This is a genomic window from Maritimibacter harenae (assembly GCF_009882975.1).
Taxonomy (GTDB): Bacteria; Pseudomonadota; Alphaproteobacteria; order Rhodobacterales; family Rhodobacteraceae; genus Maritimibacter; species Maritimibacter harenae.
The window spans coordinates 15,761-31,325 of record NZ_WTUX01000017.1 but is presented as its reverse complement, the minus strand read 5'-3'; the positions used below and the strand labels follow the sequence as shown (position 1 = coordinate 31,325).

General features: G+C 64.2%; 14 protein-coding genes and 1 tRNA gene. All 15 read left to right on the top strand.

The window, feature by feature from the left end; translation table 11 throughout:
- Window positions 1–85: 85 nt before the first annotated feature.
- The 15 genes from GQE99_RS12560 to GQE99_RS12490 all read left to right on the top strand — a co-directional run bounded on the left by GQE99_RS12560 (window position 86) and on the right by GQE99_RS12490 (window position 15,562).
- Window positions 86–523 (top strand): SRPBCC family protein, encoded by a 438-nt coding sequence (locus GQE99_RS12560; RefSeq protein WP_161351980.1) that lies wholly within the window; start codon window positions 86–88, stop codon window positions 521–523.
- A 31-nt stretch (window positions 524–554) separates the two neighbouring features.
- Window positions 555–1,982 (top strand): cryptochrome/photolyase family protein, encoded by a 1,428-nt coding sequence (locus GQE99_RS12555; RefSeq protein WP_161351979.1) that lies wholly within the window; start codon window positions 555–557, stop codon window positions 1,980–1,982.
- A gap of 55 nt (window positions 1,983–2,037) precedes the next feature.
- On the top strand, window positions 2,038–3,246 hold the full coding sequence (locus GQE99_RS12550) for an SAM-dependent methyltransferase (protein ID WP_161351978.1): 1,209 nt from the start codon (window positions 2,038–2,040) through the stop codon (window positions 3,244–3,246).
- 11 nt (window positions 3,247–3,257) lie between these two features.
- A complete protein-coding gene (locus tag GQE99_RS12545) occupies window positions 3,258–3,710 on the top strand; it encodes a TrgA family protein (RefSeq protein WP_161351977.1) in 453 nt (150 codons plus the stop codon).
- Window positions 3,707–4,837, top strand: a complete 1,131-nt coding sequence (locus tag GQE99_RS12540; protein WP_161351976.1) for an NUDIX domain-containing protein — start codon at window positions 3,707–3,709, stop codon at window positions 4,835–4,837. The genes GQE99_RS12545 and GQE99_RS12540 overlap by 4 nt, the downstream gene beginning before the upstream one ends.
- Before the next feature lie 58 nt (window positions 4,838–4,895).
- On the top strand, window positions 4,896–5,930 hold the full coding sequence (locus tag GQE99_RS12535) for a cysteine synthase A (RefSeq protein WP_161351975.1): 1,035 nt from the start codon (window positions 4,896–4,898) through the stop codon (window positions 5,928–5,930).
- Window positions 5,927–8,470 carry a DUF3772 domain-containing protein gene (locus GQE99_RS12530; protein ID WP_161351974.1) on the top strand — a complete coding sequence of 848 codons (2,544 nt, stop codon included), beginning with the start codon at window positions 5,927–5,929 and terminating at the stop codon, window positions 8,468–8,470. Before GQE99_RS12535 ends, GQE99_RS12530 begins: the two co-directional genes overlap by 4 nt.
- Before the next feature lie 82 nt (window positions 8,471–8,552).
- Window positions 8,553–8,642, top strand: a tRNA-Ser gene (locus GQE99_RS12525).
- A 189-nt stretch (window positions 8,643–8,831) separates the two neighbouring features.
- Window positions 8,832–9,194 carry a MarR family EPS-associated transcriptional regulator gene (locus tag GQE99_RS12520; RefSeq protein ID WP_161351973.1) on the top strand — a complete coding sequence of 121 codons (363 nt, stop codon included), beginning with the start codon at window positions 8,832–8,834 and terminating at the stop codon, window positions 9,192–9,194.
- An 804-nt stretch (window positions 9,195–9,998) separates the two neighbouring features.
- Window positions 9,999–11,147: a glycosyltransferase family 4 protein gene (locus GQE99_RS12515; RefSeq protein WP_161351972.1), complete on the top strand. Its 1,149-nt coding sequence runs from the start codon at window positions 9,999–10,001 to the stop codon at window positions 11,145–11,147.
- Between the two features lie 31 nt (window positions 11,148–11,178).
- Window positions 11,179–12,192, top strand: coding sequence for an NAD-dependent epimerase/dehydratase family protein (locus tag GQE99_RS12510; protein WP_161351971.1), 1,014 nt, complete (start codon window positions 11,179–11,181; stop codon window positions 12,190–12,192).
- Between the two features lie 4 nt (window positions 12,193–12,196).
- Complete coding sequence (gene tviB / locus GQE99_RS12505) at window positions 12,197–13,471, top strand: Vi polysaccharide biosynthesis UDP-N-acetylglucosamine C-6 dehydrogenase TviB (protein ID WP_161351970.1); 1,275 nt, start codon at window positions 12,197–12,199, stop codon at window positions 13,469–13,471.
- Window positions 13,468–14,025: a GNAT family N-acetyltransferase gene (locus GQE99_RS12500; RefSeq protein ID WP_161351969.1), complete on the top strand. Its 558-nt coding sequence runs from the start codon at window positions 13,468–13,470 to the stop codon at window positions 14,023–14,025. Before tviB ends, GQE99_RS12500 begins: the two co-directional genes overlap by 4 nt.
- Window positions 14,025–14,465, top strand: coding sequence for a sugar 3,4-ketoisomerase (locus GQE99_RS12495; protein WP_161351968.1), 441 nt, complete (start codon window positions 14,025–14,027; stop codon window positions 14,463–14,465). Before GQE99_RS12500 ends, GQE99_RS12495 begins: the two co-directional genes overlap by 1 nt.
- Window positions 14,462–15,562 carry a DegT/DnrJ/EryC1/StrS family aminotransferase gene (locus tag GQE99_RS12490; RefSeq protein ID WP_161351967.1) on the top strand — a complete coding sequence of 367 codons (1,101 nt, stop codon included), beginning with the start codon at window positions 14,462–14,464 and terminating at the stop codon, window positions 15,560–15,562. Before GQE99_RS12495 ends, GQE99_RS12490 begins: the two co-directional genes overlap by 4 nt.
- Window positions 15,563–15,565: the final 3 nt, after the last annotated feature.

The window sequence follows — 15,565 nt, the reverse complement described above, 5'->3', positions numbered from 1 at the left end:
CGGCGGCGCAGGTCGCCGGGGGCTGCCCCGCCGCTTGACGGGCGGGACATTTGCAGCCTTTCCTTTTTCCGGAAAGGGCGATCCCATGAAATACGTCGAAAGCATCCTCATCGAACGGTCGCGTGACGCGGTGATCCGCCTGTTCGACGATCCCGACAATCTCGCGAAATGGCAGGACGGGCTCGTGTCCTTCACCCACCTGTCCGGGGCGCCCGGCACGAAAGGGGCGCAATCGAAGCTCGTCTTCGAGATGGGCAAGCGCACCATCGAGATGACCGAGACGATCGAGGAGCGCGCGATGCCCGACCGTTTCACGGCGGTCTACGAGGCGGCGGGCATGTGGAACTGCAACGAGAACCACTTCGAGGAAACCGAGGACGGCAACACCGAGTGGACGATGCTGTGCGAATTCCGCCCGACGTCGCTGACGCTCAGGGTCATGACGCTGGTGATGCCGGGGCTCTTTCGCAAGCAGACGCGCAAGAACATGGAAGCGTTCAAGGATTTCGCGGAACGCCAGTGAACCGCGGGGGCCCGCCCGGCGTAGATCAAGCATGAGTGAGACACCCGTTATCCTGTGGCTGCGCCGTGACCTGCGGCTGGCCGATCATCCCGCCCTGACCGCCGCCGCCAAGGCGGGCCCCGTCATACCCGTGTTCATCCGCGACCATTCGGTCGACAGCCTGGGCGCCGCGGCGCGCTGGCGGCTGGGCGAGGGGCTGCGCGCCTTCGCCGAAACGCTCGAGGCGCGCGGCCTGCGGCTCATCCTGCGCCGGGGCAACGCCCGCGACGTGCTGCGCGAGCTGGTGGACGAAACCGGTGCGCGGGAGGTGCATTGGTCGCGGCTCTACGACCCGGAGGCGATCGAGCGCGACACCGAGGTGAAGTCTGCGCTGAAGGACGCGGGGATCACGGCCGAAAGCCACACCGGCCACCTGCTGTTCGAGCCGTGGACGGTCGAGACGAAGGACGGTGGCTTCTACAAGGTCTACTCGCCCTTCTGGCGCGCGGTGAAGGACCGGCACATCGACGAGCCGCTGCCGACGCCCGAGGTGACGGCCCCCGTGACATGGCCCGACAGTGACGTGCTGGAGGACTGGCGGCTGGGCGAGGCCATGAAGCGGGGCGCCGCGATCCTCGCCAAGCATTGCAAGCCGGGGGCGGAGGCCGCGACCGCGCGGCTCGGGGCCTTCATGGCCCACAAGGTGGACGCCTACAAGACCGACCGTGACCTGCCGGCCGAGGATGCCACCAGCCGGATGTCGGAATACCTGACCTACGGCGAGATCTCGCCGCGCCAATGCTGGGCCGCCGGCGCGCGGGCGATGGAAGACGGCAAGAAGGGCGCGGAGCATTACCTGAAGGAGCTCGTCTGGCGCGAGTTCGCCTATCACCTCGTCTATCACACGCCGCAGATCATGACCGACAACTGGCGGCCCGAGTGGGATGCCTTCCCGTGGCGCGACGACGAACGGCTTGCCGAGGTGAAGGCATGGAAGCAGGGGCGCACGGGGGTACCCTTCGTAGATGCCGCGATGCGCGAGATGTACGTCACCGGCTACATGCACAACCGCGCGCGCATGATCGTGGCGAGTTACCTGACGAAGCACTGCATGATCCACTGGCGCGTGGGCCAGCGCTGGTTCGACGACTGCCTGATCGACTGGGACCCGGCGTCGAACGCGCTGGGGTGGCAATGGACGGCGGGGTCCGGGCCCGATGCGGCGCCCTATTTCCGGGTCTTCAACCCGGAGACGCAGGCCGAGAAGTTCGACCCCCGGCACCACTACCTCAAGCGCTGGATCGCGGAAGGCCAGGCGCGCCCGCCCGAGACGGCGACGGATTACTTCGCGGCGATCCCGCGACGCTGGGGCCTGTCGCCCGAGGATGCCTATCCCGGGCGTCCCGTCGTGGGCCTGAAGGAAGGGCGCGAGGCCGCGCTTGAGGCTTACGCGCATCGCGAATGGGCGGAGACGGGCTGACCCCTTGCCGTCGGACGCAAAATCCGCTCACCTGTCAGAAAGATAGAGACGACACATGATCCTGACCACCACGAAGGGGCAGCACGATCTGCCCCGCTATTTCCCGCAGGTCTTCCAGGTCGCCCAGAAGATCGGCAAGGGACGCCTCGATCTCGTGGTGCCCGACGGCCGCCGTTTCCGGGTCGAGGGCGGCGAGCCCGGGCAGGTGGCCGAGGTCCACATCCACTCCAACGACGTCTTCGCGCGCCTGATCCGCGAGGGCGACCTGGGGTTCTGCGACAGCTACATCGAGGGCGGCTGGAGCACGCCGGACCTGCAGGCGTTTCTCGATTTCATCCAGGATGGCAACGACGCGCTCTACACCGGGTTCAGCGGCGCGGGACTGGTACGCGCCTACGAGCGGCTGCGCCATCTTCTGCAACGCAACTCCAAGCGACAGGCGAAGAAGAACATCGCGGCCCATTACGACCTGGGCAACGATTTCTACGCGCTGTGGCTGGACGAGACGATGACCTACAGCTCGGCCTACTTCAAGACCGGGCAGGAAAGCCTTGAAAAGGCGCAGGAACAGAAATACGCGAGCATGATCGACCAGATGGGCGCGAAGCCCGGCGACCACGTGCTCGAGATCGGCTGCGGATGGGGCGGCTTCGCCGAATATGCCGCCCGCGAGCGGGGCCTCAAGGTCACCTGCCTCACGATCAGCCGCGAACAATACAACTACGCCGTGGAGCGCATTGAAAAGGCCGGGCTTTCCGACAAGGTGACGTTCAAGCTCCAGGATTACCGCGACGAGACCGGGCAATACGACGGCATCGCCAGCATCGAGATGTTCGAGGCGGTGGGCGAGAAATACTGGCCGGTCTACTTCGAGACGCTGGAGAAATGCCTCAAGCCCGGGGCGCAGGCGACGCTCCAGATCATCACGCTGACCGAGCGGCGCTACGAGCGCTACCGCAAGGGCGTGGACTTCATCCAGAAGTATATCTTCCCGGGGGGCATGCTGCCGTCTAAGACGGTTCTGCGCGAGCAGATCGACCGTTCCGGCCTCGCGTTCCGGGGCCAGATCGCCTTCGGCGAAAGCTACAGCCAGACGCTTCGGCGCTGGTACCAGACCTTCAACGACACATGGGGACAGGTGTCGCAGATGGGGTTCGACGACCGGTTCCGCCGCATGTGGAACTTCTACCTCGCAGGTTGCGCCGCGGCGTTCCACGCCGGCAACTGCGACGTGGTGCAGGTCACGGTGCAACGACCAGCCTGAGACGGGAGATCATGGCCAGACGCATGCCCACCTTCACCGGACTGTCCGCCGCGATCCTGCTCGCGGCGCTCGGTGTCGGTGTCTCGGAACTCTCGCGACCCTACTTTCTCGAAGGCACGCCCCTGACCTGGCTGCACCCGGTCGCGGCCTTCATGGGGGTCGTCATCGGGTGGTATTTCACCGGGCCCCGGCTGCACCTCAAGAAGGGCGGGCCCGTGGCGATCGGCATCACCTCGTCGGTGGCGCAGGCGTTTCTCGTGCTCTTCACCTTCGCGGTCGTGCTGATGACCGAGCGTGCGCTGCGCAATTCCTACCGCACCGTGATGGAGGCGGTGGTCGGCGTGTTCGAGGCGATGATGGATTACTCCGACAAGATCGTGCACGTGGAGATCATCGGGGCGATCGTGCTGGGCGGCGCGGTCGTGGGCCTCCTGACAGCCTGGGTGGCGCGGCACACGCGATGAGCATGGATCCGGTCTTCGTCTTCGGAACGCTGCGCCACGACGGTCTGCGGGCCACGGTCCTGGGCGACGCGGGCGGCGTGCACGCGGTCCCGGCCGTCCTGTCGGGCGCGCGGGCGCATTGGGTCGAAGGGGCTGATTACCCGATGCTGGTCGAGGACCCCGATGGCCGGGCCGAAGGGCTCGTGCTCGAGGGGTTGAGCGAGGTGCATCGCGCGCGGCTCGACTACTTCGAGGGGGGCTTCGGTTACGACCTGGTGCCGGTCGAGGTGGAGACCGACGCGGGTCCGCGCCGCGCGCTGCGCTATCTCCACGACGACGCGGCCGAACCGGCCGGGCCCTGGAGCCTCGAAGACTGGGCCGACCATCACGCGCCTCTCTGGGTCGCGGCCGCCGAGGAGGCGATGGCGTATTTCGGCGAGATCGACGGTGCGACGCTTGCGGGGCGCATGCCGATGATCCGGATGCGCGCCGGCAGCCGGCTGCGGGCCGAGCAACCCGGACCGGCGACCGTGCGCAGCGCCCGGCGGGCCGAGACGGATGTCGCCGTGAAGGCGCTGCGCCGGCCCTATGCCGATTACTTCGCCGTCCTCGAGGCGGACCTCAGTTTCCGGCAGTTCAACGACCGGCAAAGCCCGGTGCTCACCCGCGCGGGCTTCGCGGGCGGCGATGCGGTCACGGTGCTGCCGTACGACCCGGTGCGCGACGAAGTGCTGCTGGTCGAGCAATTCCGCATGGGCCCCTTCGCGCGCGGCGACGTGATGCCCTGGGTGCTCGAGCCCATCGCGGGCCGCGTCGATCCGGGTGAAGCGATCGAGACCACGGCGCGGCGCGAGGCGCTGGAAGAGGCGGGGCTCACGCTCGGCCGGCTGCATTTCGTGAACGGTCATTACCCGAGCCCGGGGGCCGTCACCGAGTTCGTCTATGCCTATGTCGCCGAGGCGGACCTGTCCGGACAGCACGGCACCGTGGCGGGGCTCGACACCGAAGGCGAGGACATCCGATCGCACGTGGTGAGCTTTGACACGCTCATGTCGCTGGTGGAGACCGGCGAGGCGGGGGCGGGGCCTCTGGTCATCTCGGCCTTCTGGCTCGCGCTGAACCGTGCCACACTGCGCGGAGACGCTTGATACCCGCCCGGTGGTCACATACCAAAGACCGGAACAATTGAGAAAACGAGGCTGGCACATGGACATGCGCAAGGATCTGGTGGACCTGATCGGGAACACGCCGCTGGTGAAGCTGAAGAAGGTGTCCGAGGAGACCGGCTGCGACATCTACGGCAAGTGCGAATTCATGAACCCGGGCCAGTCGGTCAAGGACCGGGCCGCGCTCTACATCATCCGTGACGCGATCGAACGCGGCGAACTGGCGCCGGGTGGCACGATCGTGGAAGGCACCGCGGGCAACACCGGTATCGGCATCGGGCTCGTGGCGTCCGCGATGGGCTTTCGGTCGATCATCGTGATCCCGGAAACCCAGAGCCAGGAAAAGAAGGACATGATCCGGATCGCGGGCGCGGAGCTCGTCGAGGTGCCGGCGGTGCCCTACAAGAACCCGAACAACTACGTGAAATACTCAGGCCGCCTGGCCGAGGAGATCGCGAAGACCGACCCGAAGGGCGCGATCTGGGCCAACCAGTTCGACAACGTGGCCAATCGGCGCGCGCACGAGATGACGACGGGCCCGGAGATCTGGGAACAGACCGACGGCAAGGTCGATGGCTTCGTGTGCGCCGTGGGCTCGGGCGGCACATTGGGCGGCGTGGCGCTGGCGCTCCAGCCCAAGGGCGTGAAGGTGGCGCTCGTCGACCCCGAAGGCGCGGCGCTCTACAGCTACTACACCACCGGCGAGTTCAAGTCCGAAGGCTCCTCGATCACCGAAGGGATCGGGCAGGGGCGCATCACGGCCAACCTCGAGGGGATCACCCCCGACATGGCCTACCGCGCGCCGGACGCCGAGGCGCTGCCTTACGCCTTCGACCTGCTGGAGCACGAAGGGCTCTGCGTCGGCGGATCGTCCGCCGTGAACATCGCGGGCGCCGTGCAGATGGCGCGCGAGATGGGGCCGGGCCACACCATCATGACGATCCTGTGCGACTACGGCACGCGCTACCAGGCGAAGCTCTACAACGCCGAATTCCTGCGCGAGAAGGGGCTTCCGGTGCCGGGCTTCCTCGACCGCGACAAGCGCGACATCCCGACGGTCTTCGCCGACGCATGATCCGCGCCTGGGCTCATACGCTCTGGCTGAGCGTCGCGGCGCTTCTGCTGGCGGCGGGCGTCGCTGTGGCGCAGGACAATGGCGCGGCCGGCGACGCGGACGCGCCGCCCAAGGAGCAGGCCGCCCGCGTCGACACCGACCCGTCGGGCTCCATCGCCGCCGAGATGATGCAGGGTATCGACGCACCGGAGGGTGCGCCGGACTACCAGGACTGGGCCGAGGTCGCGGCGCGCGCCGAACAGGTGCTCGAGGTCGGCCGTGCCTCGGACGCGGTGTTCCAGCGGCTGCGCGAGGAAATCGACCGCTGGCGCGAGGAGTTCGCGGCAGCGCGTGACGAGAACAAGGTGCGCATCACCACGCTGCGCAACCAGATCGCGGCCCTTCCCGAACCGCCCGCCGATGGGGAAACGGAATCCCGGACGCTCGCAAGCCAGCGCCAGGAGCTGACCGATGCGCTGGCGCAGGTTGAGACCCCGGTGCGCGCGGCCGAAGTGGCCTATGCCCGCGCCGACGCGATCATCGAGGAAATCGACGCGACGCTGCGCTCGCGCCAGACGGAAGAGCTCTTCGCGGCCGGGCCCAGCCCGCTCAACCCCGCGGTCTGGCCCGACGCGCTGGCGCAGCTGCAATCCACAGCGCGCATGGCGGGGCGGGCGCTCACGACCTCCTTCGATTCGTCCGAGCAGCGGGCGGAGCTGCGCCGCACCATCGTGCCGGTGCTGCTCCTGCTCGTCGTGGCCTTCGTGCTGCTCTGGCGCGGCCGCACCTGGGTGATGCGCGCGGGCGACCGTGTGCGCGAACGCGGCGATGGCCCGTCACGCGGCGTGTGGAGCTTCCTCATCTCGCTGGGGCAGGTGGTGGTGCCGGTCATCGGTCTGGCCGCCGCGGTCGTGGCGTTCTCCATGACAGGCGTCATGGGCTTTCGTGCCGAGGTCGTCTCGGCGATGGCGCTCTCCATCGGGATCAGCCTGATCGTCGCGCGCTGGCTTGGTGTGCGCGTCTTCGGCGCCGGGATCGGCGAAGCGCAGGTTCTGCAACTCGACACCACGGCGCGCATCGAGGGCCGGGTGGAAGCCACGCTCCTGGGGCTTGCCTACGGCCTCTACGCGGCCGTCCAGACGATGTCGGAGTTCGAGCAATACGACGCCGCCACCGTCGCGGTGCTCGAGATCGGGCCGATGCTCCTTGCCGGCGTGCTCATGGTGCGCATGGGCCGGCTTCTTCTCAACCACCGCCAGTCGATCGAGGATGACGACAGCGAAGAGGGGCCGAGCTTCATCGACCGCTCGCTGTCGTTCGCGGGCCGGCTCCTGATGATCGTGGGCGTGGTGGGGCCGCTCCTGGCCTTCGTGGGCTATTCGCAGCTTGCGGGCAACGCGATCTTCAACACCGCGCTGACTTTCGGGGCCGTGGGCGTGCTCCTCGTGCTCCACGGCTTCTTCGTCGACCTTTACGGCATGGTGCGCAGGCTCACGCAGCAGGAGGCCTCGGAGGCGCTTCTGCCGGTGCTCGCGAGTTTCGCGATGCTGATCCTGTCGACGCCCATCTTCGCGCTGATCTGGGGCGCGCGCGAGACCGACCTGCGCGAGATCTGGGGCACGATCATGCGCGGCGTCACGCTGGGCGAGACGGTGATCTCGCCCACCGACGTGCTGCTTCTCATCATCGTCTTCCTGCTGGGCGTGGCGCTCACCCGCCTGATCCAGGGCATGCTCAAGACCACGGTGCTGCCCAAGACGCGCATCGACATCGGGGGGCGCAACGCGATCACCTCGGGTATCGGCTACGTGGGCATCTTCCTTGCCGCCGTGGTCGCGATCACGTCCGTCGGGATCAACCTTTCCTCGCTCGCCGTCGTCGCCGGTGCGCTCTCGGTCGGCATCGGTTTCGGCCTCCAGAACATCGTGTCGAATTTCGTCTCGGGGATCATTCTGCTGATCGAGCGCCCGATCTCGGAAGGCGACTGGATCGACACCGGGGGGCACATGGGGATCGTGAAGGACATCTCGGTGCGCTCGACCACGATCGAGACCTTCGACCGCACCGACGTGGTGATCCCGAACTCCGACCTGATCTCGGGCGTCGTGACGAACTACACCCAAGGCAACCGCGTGGGCCGGCTGGTGATCGACGTGGGCGTCGCCTATGGCTCGGACACCAAGCGCGTGAAGGAGATCCTGACGGAGATCGTCATGGATCACCCGATGGTCACGGTGAACCCGGAGCCCCAGGTCGGTTTCATGGAGTTCGGCGACAGCGCCCTCATGTTCCAGATCCGCGCGATCCTGTCGGACGTCTTCTTCGTCCTCGTGGTGCGCGACGAGATCAACCACGAGATCGCACGCCGCTTCGCCGAGGAAGGCGTCGAGATCCCCTTCGTCCAGCGCGACCTGTGGATCCGCAACCCCGAGGCGCTGCGCCCCGAGCCGCGCGAGCAGCGCGAGGTGAACCGGGTGCGCGAACGTGCACCGGACGACCCCAACCGCGATCCCCAGGATGAGGCGACGCCGGAAGCCGACGAGGGCGCCGACGGCGACTGAGCGACGGGCGAAAAGAGTTTCGAGCGGGGCGCAAATCGGGCCTTGCAAGCCGGTGCGGTGAGCGGATACATAGCCCCGGCACGGAGAGGTGGCCGAGTGGTCGAAGGCGCACGCCTGGAACGCGTGTAGGCGGGAAACCGTCTCCAGGGTTCGAATCCCTGTCTCTCCGCCACCATCCCCCAGGATCCGCGCGACGCCCGCCGGGGCAGGGGATCTACCTCCGAAAGAAACTCGCCCGAGCCCTTCGCCGACGGTTGACCATTCCGCACCATCGGATATCGTTCACGCATGAGCGACTTGCGCGCTTTGTTGTCCTTGAAGCTTGGGGAATTGGCGTGACGCCGGTTCTTCTGCGGTAGCCGTGGCAAAACGCGACACCTTGCGCGAAGAGGCCCGGTTCCGCATCCTGCGGCTCCTGGCCGACAACCCCGAACTCAGCCAACGCGAGATCGCCGCCGCCGTGGGGATCAGCAGCGGCGCGACCCACTACCTGCTCCACGCGCTGGTCGAGAAGGGCCACGTGAAGCTGTCGAACTTCCAGGCAAGCCCCGACAAACGCCGCTACGCCTACATCCTCACGCCCCGCGGCCTCGCCGCCAAGGCCGAGCTCACGCGAAAGTTCCTCGCCCGCAAGAAGGCGGAGTTCGAGGCGCTGAAGGCGGAGATCGAGACGCTGGAGACGGACGTCGCGGCCTCGGAGGCGGGGGAGGGGGATCCGGGATGACGCGAGTTTGCGTTATTGGTGGTGTGCGTCGGCAGGCCAGGACCATGCAATTCGACGGAAGTCAACTCTTTGCGTTATCGGGGGTTTGGGGCTGCTGAATCGCTTAAAGAGAGAAGTCTAGGCGCTATTAGGGTTAAATATTTCATATGCTTACTAAGACATCCTATCGAAACATGAATTTTGAGCACAATCGATCATGACCACGACCGCTCCAACTGACATACGCAAGGCCGTCTTTCCCGTGGAGGGCATGGGCACGCGATTCCTGCCGGCCACAAAAGCCATGCCGAAGGAATTTCTGACAAGCCGATCCTCCAGTATGCTGTGGAGGATGTGATCGCAGCCGGGATGACGGATGTCATTTTTGTCACGGGTCAGACGAAAAGGGCCATTGAGGATCACTTCTATGCAAACTACGAGCTTGATAGGGAGTCGAGTTAGGCGGGCAAGGAGGAGCTTCCTGAGTAGATCCACCGCCGTGGAAAAGGGCACGGATGTTTACCAGCCGCGAAACCTCGCTAAATCGGTGACGGTGGAGTGAGACGAGATGTCAGGCAAACGGACGCGATGCGCGACCTGCGATCCTTTGCTTTAAGAACGACGTTGAGCGAGGGACGGCCCCCCTGAACAGATGGTGGTACGAGTGCCAGCAACATTTTCTCGATCCTCTCGGGATCGGCGGGGACGCGGCGCTTGTACACTTTGGGCTGGCATTTCCGGGCAATCTCGACATGCTGAGCATAGGGTTGCCCGAATGGATTGCCCGCGCGGCCTACACACTGGCCGCTCGGTAAAAGACACGATATGGGCCACGTCGACAGAAGACTCAAAATCCTGATCTCTGTGAATGCTGCCTGGAATGTGTGGAATTTCCGGCGCCCGCTCGTGGAGGCGATGCTCGCGGCGGGGCACGAGGTCACCATCCTTGCGCCGGAGGATGACACGGTGCCACGCCTGCAAGCCATGGGCTGTCGCGTGCGGCACCTGAAGATGAGCGTGAAGGGGCTCAACCCCCTTCAGGATTACGGGCTCCAGCGTCGCTTCGCTCGTGTCTTTGCCGAACAGCGCCCGGACGTGATCCTGAGCTTCACCATCAAGAACAACATCTTCGGCGCGCTTGCCGCGAAATCAGCACGCATTCCCTTTGTGCCCAACGTTACCGGGCTCGGGACCGCTTTCCTCTCCGGGGGCCTTCTCCGGAGTGTCGCGGTGGCCCTCTACCGCACCGCCTTCCGCAACCTGCCCGTGGTCTTCTTCCAGAACGAAGACGACCGCGCGCTGTTCCTGGAACTGGGCCTCGTGTCCCAGAAACAGGCGCAGCTCCTACCCGGATCTGGCATTGATCTTGCGCGCTTTGCCCCTGCCGCGTTCCCGGCGGAGAGCACCGCGCCGGTCTTCCTGATGATAGCGCGGCTGCTGCGCGACAAGGGCGTGCTGGAATATGTCGAGGCGGCCCGCCGCGTGCGATCCGACCATCCCGAGGCGCGCTTCCAGGTCCTTGGTGCGACGGATGCGATCAACCGCACGGCCATTGACCGCGCGACAGTACAGGGCTGGGAGGAGGAGGGCGTCATCGAGTATCTCGGCACGGTCGATGACGTGCGTCCAGCGATCACGGCGGCACACTGCGTGGTCCTGCCCTCCTACCGCGAGGGCGCGCCACGCACGCTGATCGAGGCGGCCGCCATGGCGCGGCCCGTTATCGCGACGGATGTGCCGGGCTGCCGTACTGTGCTTGACGAGGGGCGCACGGGATTTTTCTGCGACGTGCGCAGCGGCGAAAGCCTGGCTGCCGCCTGCGCGAGGGTCCTAGCGCTGCCCCACCTCCAGCGCGCGGCGATGGGTCAGGCCGGTCGCGCGAAAATGGAAGCCGAGTTCGACCAGGCGATCGTGGTCGACGCCTACCGCGCCGCCCTCCGGGACGTGGTCCCCAATGGGCAGCTGGGGGCATGAATACATACATCCTCAGAATAGGCAGAGAAGAATGACACGGGTCTTTATAACCGGCACGGCCGGCTTCATCGGCTTCCACCTTGCCAAGCTCCTTCTCGATGAGGGCTTCGAGGTACACGGCTTTGACGGGATGACGGACTACTACGACGTTCGCCTCAAGCAGCGCCGCCATGCCTCGCTCCTTCAAAAGCCGGGGTTTTCTGCCACCGAGGCCATGCTGGAGGATCAGGATACCCTCGACCGCGTGGTGGACGAGGTCCAGCCGGACGTCATCGTCCACCTCGCCGCACAGGCCGGCGTGCGCTACAGCTTGGAAAACCCGCGCGCCTATCTTGACGCCAATGTCATTGGCACATTCAATGTGATGGAAGCCGCCCGTCGCCGTGAAGTGAAGCACCTGCTGATGGCCTCGACGTCGTCGGTGTACGGTGCCAATGAGGACATGCCCTTCACCGAGACCGAGAAGGCCGACACGCAGCTCACGATCTACGCAGCCACAAAGAAGGCCAGTGAGAGCATGGCGCACGCCTACGCGCATCTCTGGGACCTGCCCACCACCATGTTCCGCTTCTTCACCGTCTACGGGACCTGGGGTCGGCCCGACCTGGCGCTCTACAAGTTCGTCGACGCCATCCTCGATGACCGCCCCATAGACATCTATAATCACGGTGACATGTATCGCGACTTCACCTACGTGGATGATCTCGTCCGGGGGATCCGCCTGCTGATCGACACTGTCCCGGAACGGCCCGCATCGCCCGAGGACATCGAGCCCGGGGACAGCCTCTCTCCGGTGGCGCCCTTCCGCATCGTCAATATTGGCAATTCCGAGAAGGTGCGGCTCGTTGACTTCATCGACGCCATCGAGGCGCGCCTCGGTAAGACCGCCATTCGGAATTACATGCCAATGCAGATGGGCGACGTGCCCGCGACTTGGGCCGACGCCTCGCTTCTACACAGCCTGACGGGCTACCGGCCGCAGACGGATTTCCGGAACGGGATTGACCGCTTTGTCACCTGGTTCCGGGACTATTATGGGAAGTGACTTAATGATTGATAAAACCGCCACAATCGCTGTGATCGGGTTGGGTTATGTCGGCCTGCCGCTTGCGGTGGAGTTCGGCAAGCACCGCCATGTCATTGGCTTTGACATCAACGCCGAGCGGATTGCCGCGCTACGGGCGGGCCGGGATACCACGCGCGAGGTCGAGGCGGAGGAGTTGGCCGCGGCGCAGAACCTCACGTTTACGGATGATAGCGCGGACCTCGCGCAAGCGAAGATCTACATCATCACGGTACCGACGCCCATCGACCCCCACAAGCGGCCCGATCTCACACCTCTGATCAAAGCCTCGGAGATGGTGGGGGCGGTGCTTAAGCTTCGCGATATCGTCATCTACGAGAGCACGGTCTACCCCGGCGCCACGGAGGAGGACTGTGTGCCCGTGCTAGAGCGCACCTCCGGCCTGACCTTCAATAAGGATTTTTTCTGTGGCTACAGCCCTGAGCGAATCAATCCGGGTGACAAGCAGCACCGCTTGACCACCATCCTGAAGGTCACGTCCGGGTCCACCCCGGAGGTGGCGGACCAGATTGACGCGCTCTACGCCAACATCATCGAGGCCGGAACCTACAAGGCCGAGAGTATCCGTGTGGCCGAAGCCGCCAAGGTGATTGAGAACACCCAGCGCGACCTCAACATCGCGCTCGTCAACGAGCTCGCCATCATCTTCAACAAGATGGGCATCAATACGGACGCCGTACTCCAAGCCGCAGGGACCAAGTGGAACTTCCTCCCCTTCCGCCCCGGGCTCGTGGGAGGGCACTGCATCGGGGTCGATCCTTACTACCTCACCCACAAGGCAGAGGCGTTGGGCTATCATCCGCAGGTGATCCTGGCAGGGCGGCGCATCAATGACGGCATGGGTGCCTATGTGGCGGGGCAGGTGGTCAAGGCCATGCTGCGCAAGCGTATCCATGTGGATGGATCCCGGGTCCTGGTGATGGGGCTCACCTTCAAGGAAAATTGCCCGGACTTGCGCAACACGCGCGTGGTGGACGTGGTGACAGAACTGCGGGAATACGGCGTCAACGTCGACGTGTTCGATCCGTGGGCGGATCCGGCTGAGGCGCAAGAGGAATACGGGTTAGAGCTGGTTGCTGCGCCGGAGACGGGTGCCTATGACGGCATCGTCCTTGCGGTAGCGCATGATGAATTCCGTGAGATGGGCCGCGAAAAAATCCGCAAATTGGGGCGTGAAGCGCACGTGCTCTATGACCTGAAGCACCTTTTCCCTGACCATGACGTCGAGTTGCAGCTGTGAGCGAGAGCGCCAGCATATTCCGTGTCGAGGGCCCGAACCTCGTGCTGCGTCTCATCGAGCCAGGCGACGCGGACTACGTTTATGAATTGCGGACAAATCCAGATTACAACACGCACCTCTCGCCGGTGTCGGGCACTGTTGCGGATCAGCGCGCTTGGATCGAAAAGTATAAGACGAGGGAGAGCGTCGGCCTCGAGTATTATTACGTGATCGAACGTCGCGCGGATGGTCAGCGCTGCGGAGTTGTCCGCCTCTACGATATCGAGGGCGATCACTTCACGTGGGGCAGCTGGATTCTGGGTGAGAACAAGACGCCGAAGGCAGCACTTGAGAGCGCAGTTTTGTCGTTTGGCATTGGCTTTGAGGCACTTGGGAAACGGAGGGCCCTAGTTGACGTGCGGCGCGGTAACGTTCGTGCTCTTGCGTTTTATAGACGCCTGTGCATGTTCCAAGTTCGTTCCGATGACCTCGACATTTTTTTTGAATATCCATTCGAGCGATATGAAGCGGATCGTGACAAATATCTGAAAATTCTGATGGCAGGAGCAGACTGATGAGTTTGGGCGACGACGCAATGCCGGGTATGGCCAAATTGATCGATCTCCCTGTTGTCACGGACCCACGTGGCGACCTGACATTTGTCGAAGGCAAGAACCATGTCCCGTTTGATATTGCCCGGGTCTACTACCTCTACAACGTGCCTGTGGACGCTGAGCGCGGCGGCCATGCGCACAAGGAGCTGCAGCAAATCGTCTTCGCTCTTTCGGGCAGTTTCCGGATCACAGTCGACGATGGCACCCGCCAGGAAGAATACTGGCTGCGAGATCCGCGAAAGGGCGTGTTGATCGATCGCCTCATCTGGCGTGAGATGGACCGGTTCAGCCAGGGGGCGGTGTGCATGGTACTGGCATCCCACTCTTATGATGAGGCCGACTACATCCGCGACTACGATGAGTTCGTAAGAACCGCGCAACTGGCCCTAGAAAAGTCATGACCTCGGTCCCATTCCTGGACCTGAAAGCAGCGTATCTCGAGCTTGAGCCCGAGATTGACGCGGCTGTCAGCCGCGTTCTCGACAGTGGCCGGTACATTGGCGGCGGCGAGGTTACAGCGTTCGAAGAGGAGTGGGCAGCCTATTGTGGGGCCAACTATTGCGTCGGGACGGGCAACGGTCTTGATGCACTCACCTTGGCTCTAAGGGCGTGCGATATCGGCCCGGGTGATGAAGTTCTCGTGCCTTCCCATACGTATGTAGCAACCTGGCTCGCCGTGTCGGCCGTTGGCGCAACGCTCAAGCCTGTTGAGCCAAACCCCGAGACATTCAACATGGATGTCGAGCGCATCGAAGGTGCAATAACATCGGCGACACGCGCGATCCTGCTCGTCCACCTCTATGGCCAACCCTGCAATCTTGACCCCATCTCGGAGATCGCAAAGCGACATTCTCTCAAGGTCATCGAGGACGCAGCTCAGGCTCATGGGGCGCGTTACAAGGGAAAGCGGATCGGCGCGCATGGCGACGTGGCGTGTTGGAGTTTTTACCCTGGCAAAAACCTAGGGGCCATGGGGGATGCGGGCGCCATTACCACGAACACCCCCGAAATTGCGGACCGTGTTCGCCGACTTGGAAATTATGGCTCAGAGCAGAAATATGTGCACGTAGAACAGGGTGTGAATTCCCGTTTGGACCCTATCCAGGCGGCGGTTTTGCGCGCCAAGCTGAGCCATCTCGATGAATGGACAGAGCGACGGCGCTCGGTCGCAGCGACTTATCAAGATCAGTTGTCTGGGAACTTACTCACATTGCCGACGGTGCCAGACTGCGCGGAGCCGGTCTGGCACCTGTATGTGGTGCGATCCCCTGCGCGGGACGCACTTCAAGCGCGACTTGGTGAGGCCGGGATTGAAACACTGATCCACTATCCAATCCCGCCACATATGCAGGAGGCTTATGTACGGCTTGCATTTCCTGCTGACACATATCCAGTTGCGCGGAAATTGGCAGACGAGGTCCTGAGCTTGCCCATGGGGCCACATCTTAACGCGAGCCAGGTCGCGCATGTTTGCGACATTCTCAATCAAAGAGTCTGAACG

Coding starts and splice junctions, on each gene's coding strand:
- GQE99_RS12560 (WP_161351980.1), top strand. CDS start 86: ATGAAATACGTCGAAAGCATCCTCATCGAACGGTCGCGTGACGCGGTG.
- GQE99_RS12540 (WP_161351976.1), top strand. CDS start 3,707: ATGAGCATGGATCCGGTCTTCGTCTTCGGAACGCTGCGCCACGACGGT.
- GQE99_RS12510 (WP_161351971.1), top strand. CDS start 11,179: ATGACACGGGTCTTTATAACCGGCACGGCCGGCTTCATCGGCTTCCAC.
- GQE99_RS12555 (WP_161351979.1), top strand. CDS start 555: ATGAGTGAGACACCCGTTATCCTGTGGCTGCGCCGTGACCTGCGGCTG.
- GQE99_RS12495 (WP_161351968.1), top strand. CDS start 14,025: ATGAGTTTGGGCGACGACGCAATGCCGGGTATGGCCAAATTGATCGAT.
- GQE99_RS12535 (WP_161351975.1), top strand. CDS start 4,896: ATGGACATGCGCAAGGATCTGGTGGACCTGATCGGGAACACGCCGCTG.
- tviB (WP_161351970.1), top strand. CDS start 12,197: ATGATTGATAAAACCGCCACAATCGCTGTGATCGGGTTGGGTTATGTC.
- GQE99_RS12545 (WP_161351977.1), top strand. CDS start 3,258: ATGGCCAGACGCATGCCCACCTTCACCGGACTGTCCGCCGCGATCCTG.
- GQE99_RS12490 (WP_161351967.1), top strand. CDS start 14,462: ATGACCTCGGTCCCATTCCTGGACCTGAAAGCAGCGTATCTCGAGCTT.
- GQE99_RS12550 (WP_161351978.1), top strand. CDS start 2,038: ATGATCCTGACCACCACGAAGGGGCAGCACGATCTGCCCCGCTATTTC.
- GQE99_RS12530 (WP_161351974.1), top strand. CDS start 5,927: ATGATCCGCGCCTGGGCTCATACGCTCTGGCTGAGCGTCGCGGCGCTT.
- GQE99_RS12515 (WP_161351972.1), top strand. CDS start 9,999: ATGGGCCACGTCGACAGAAGACTCAAAATCCTGATCTCTGTGAATGCT.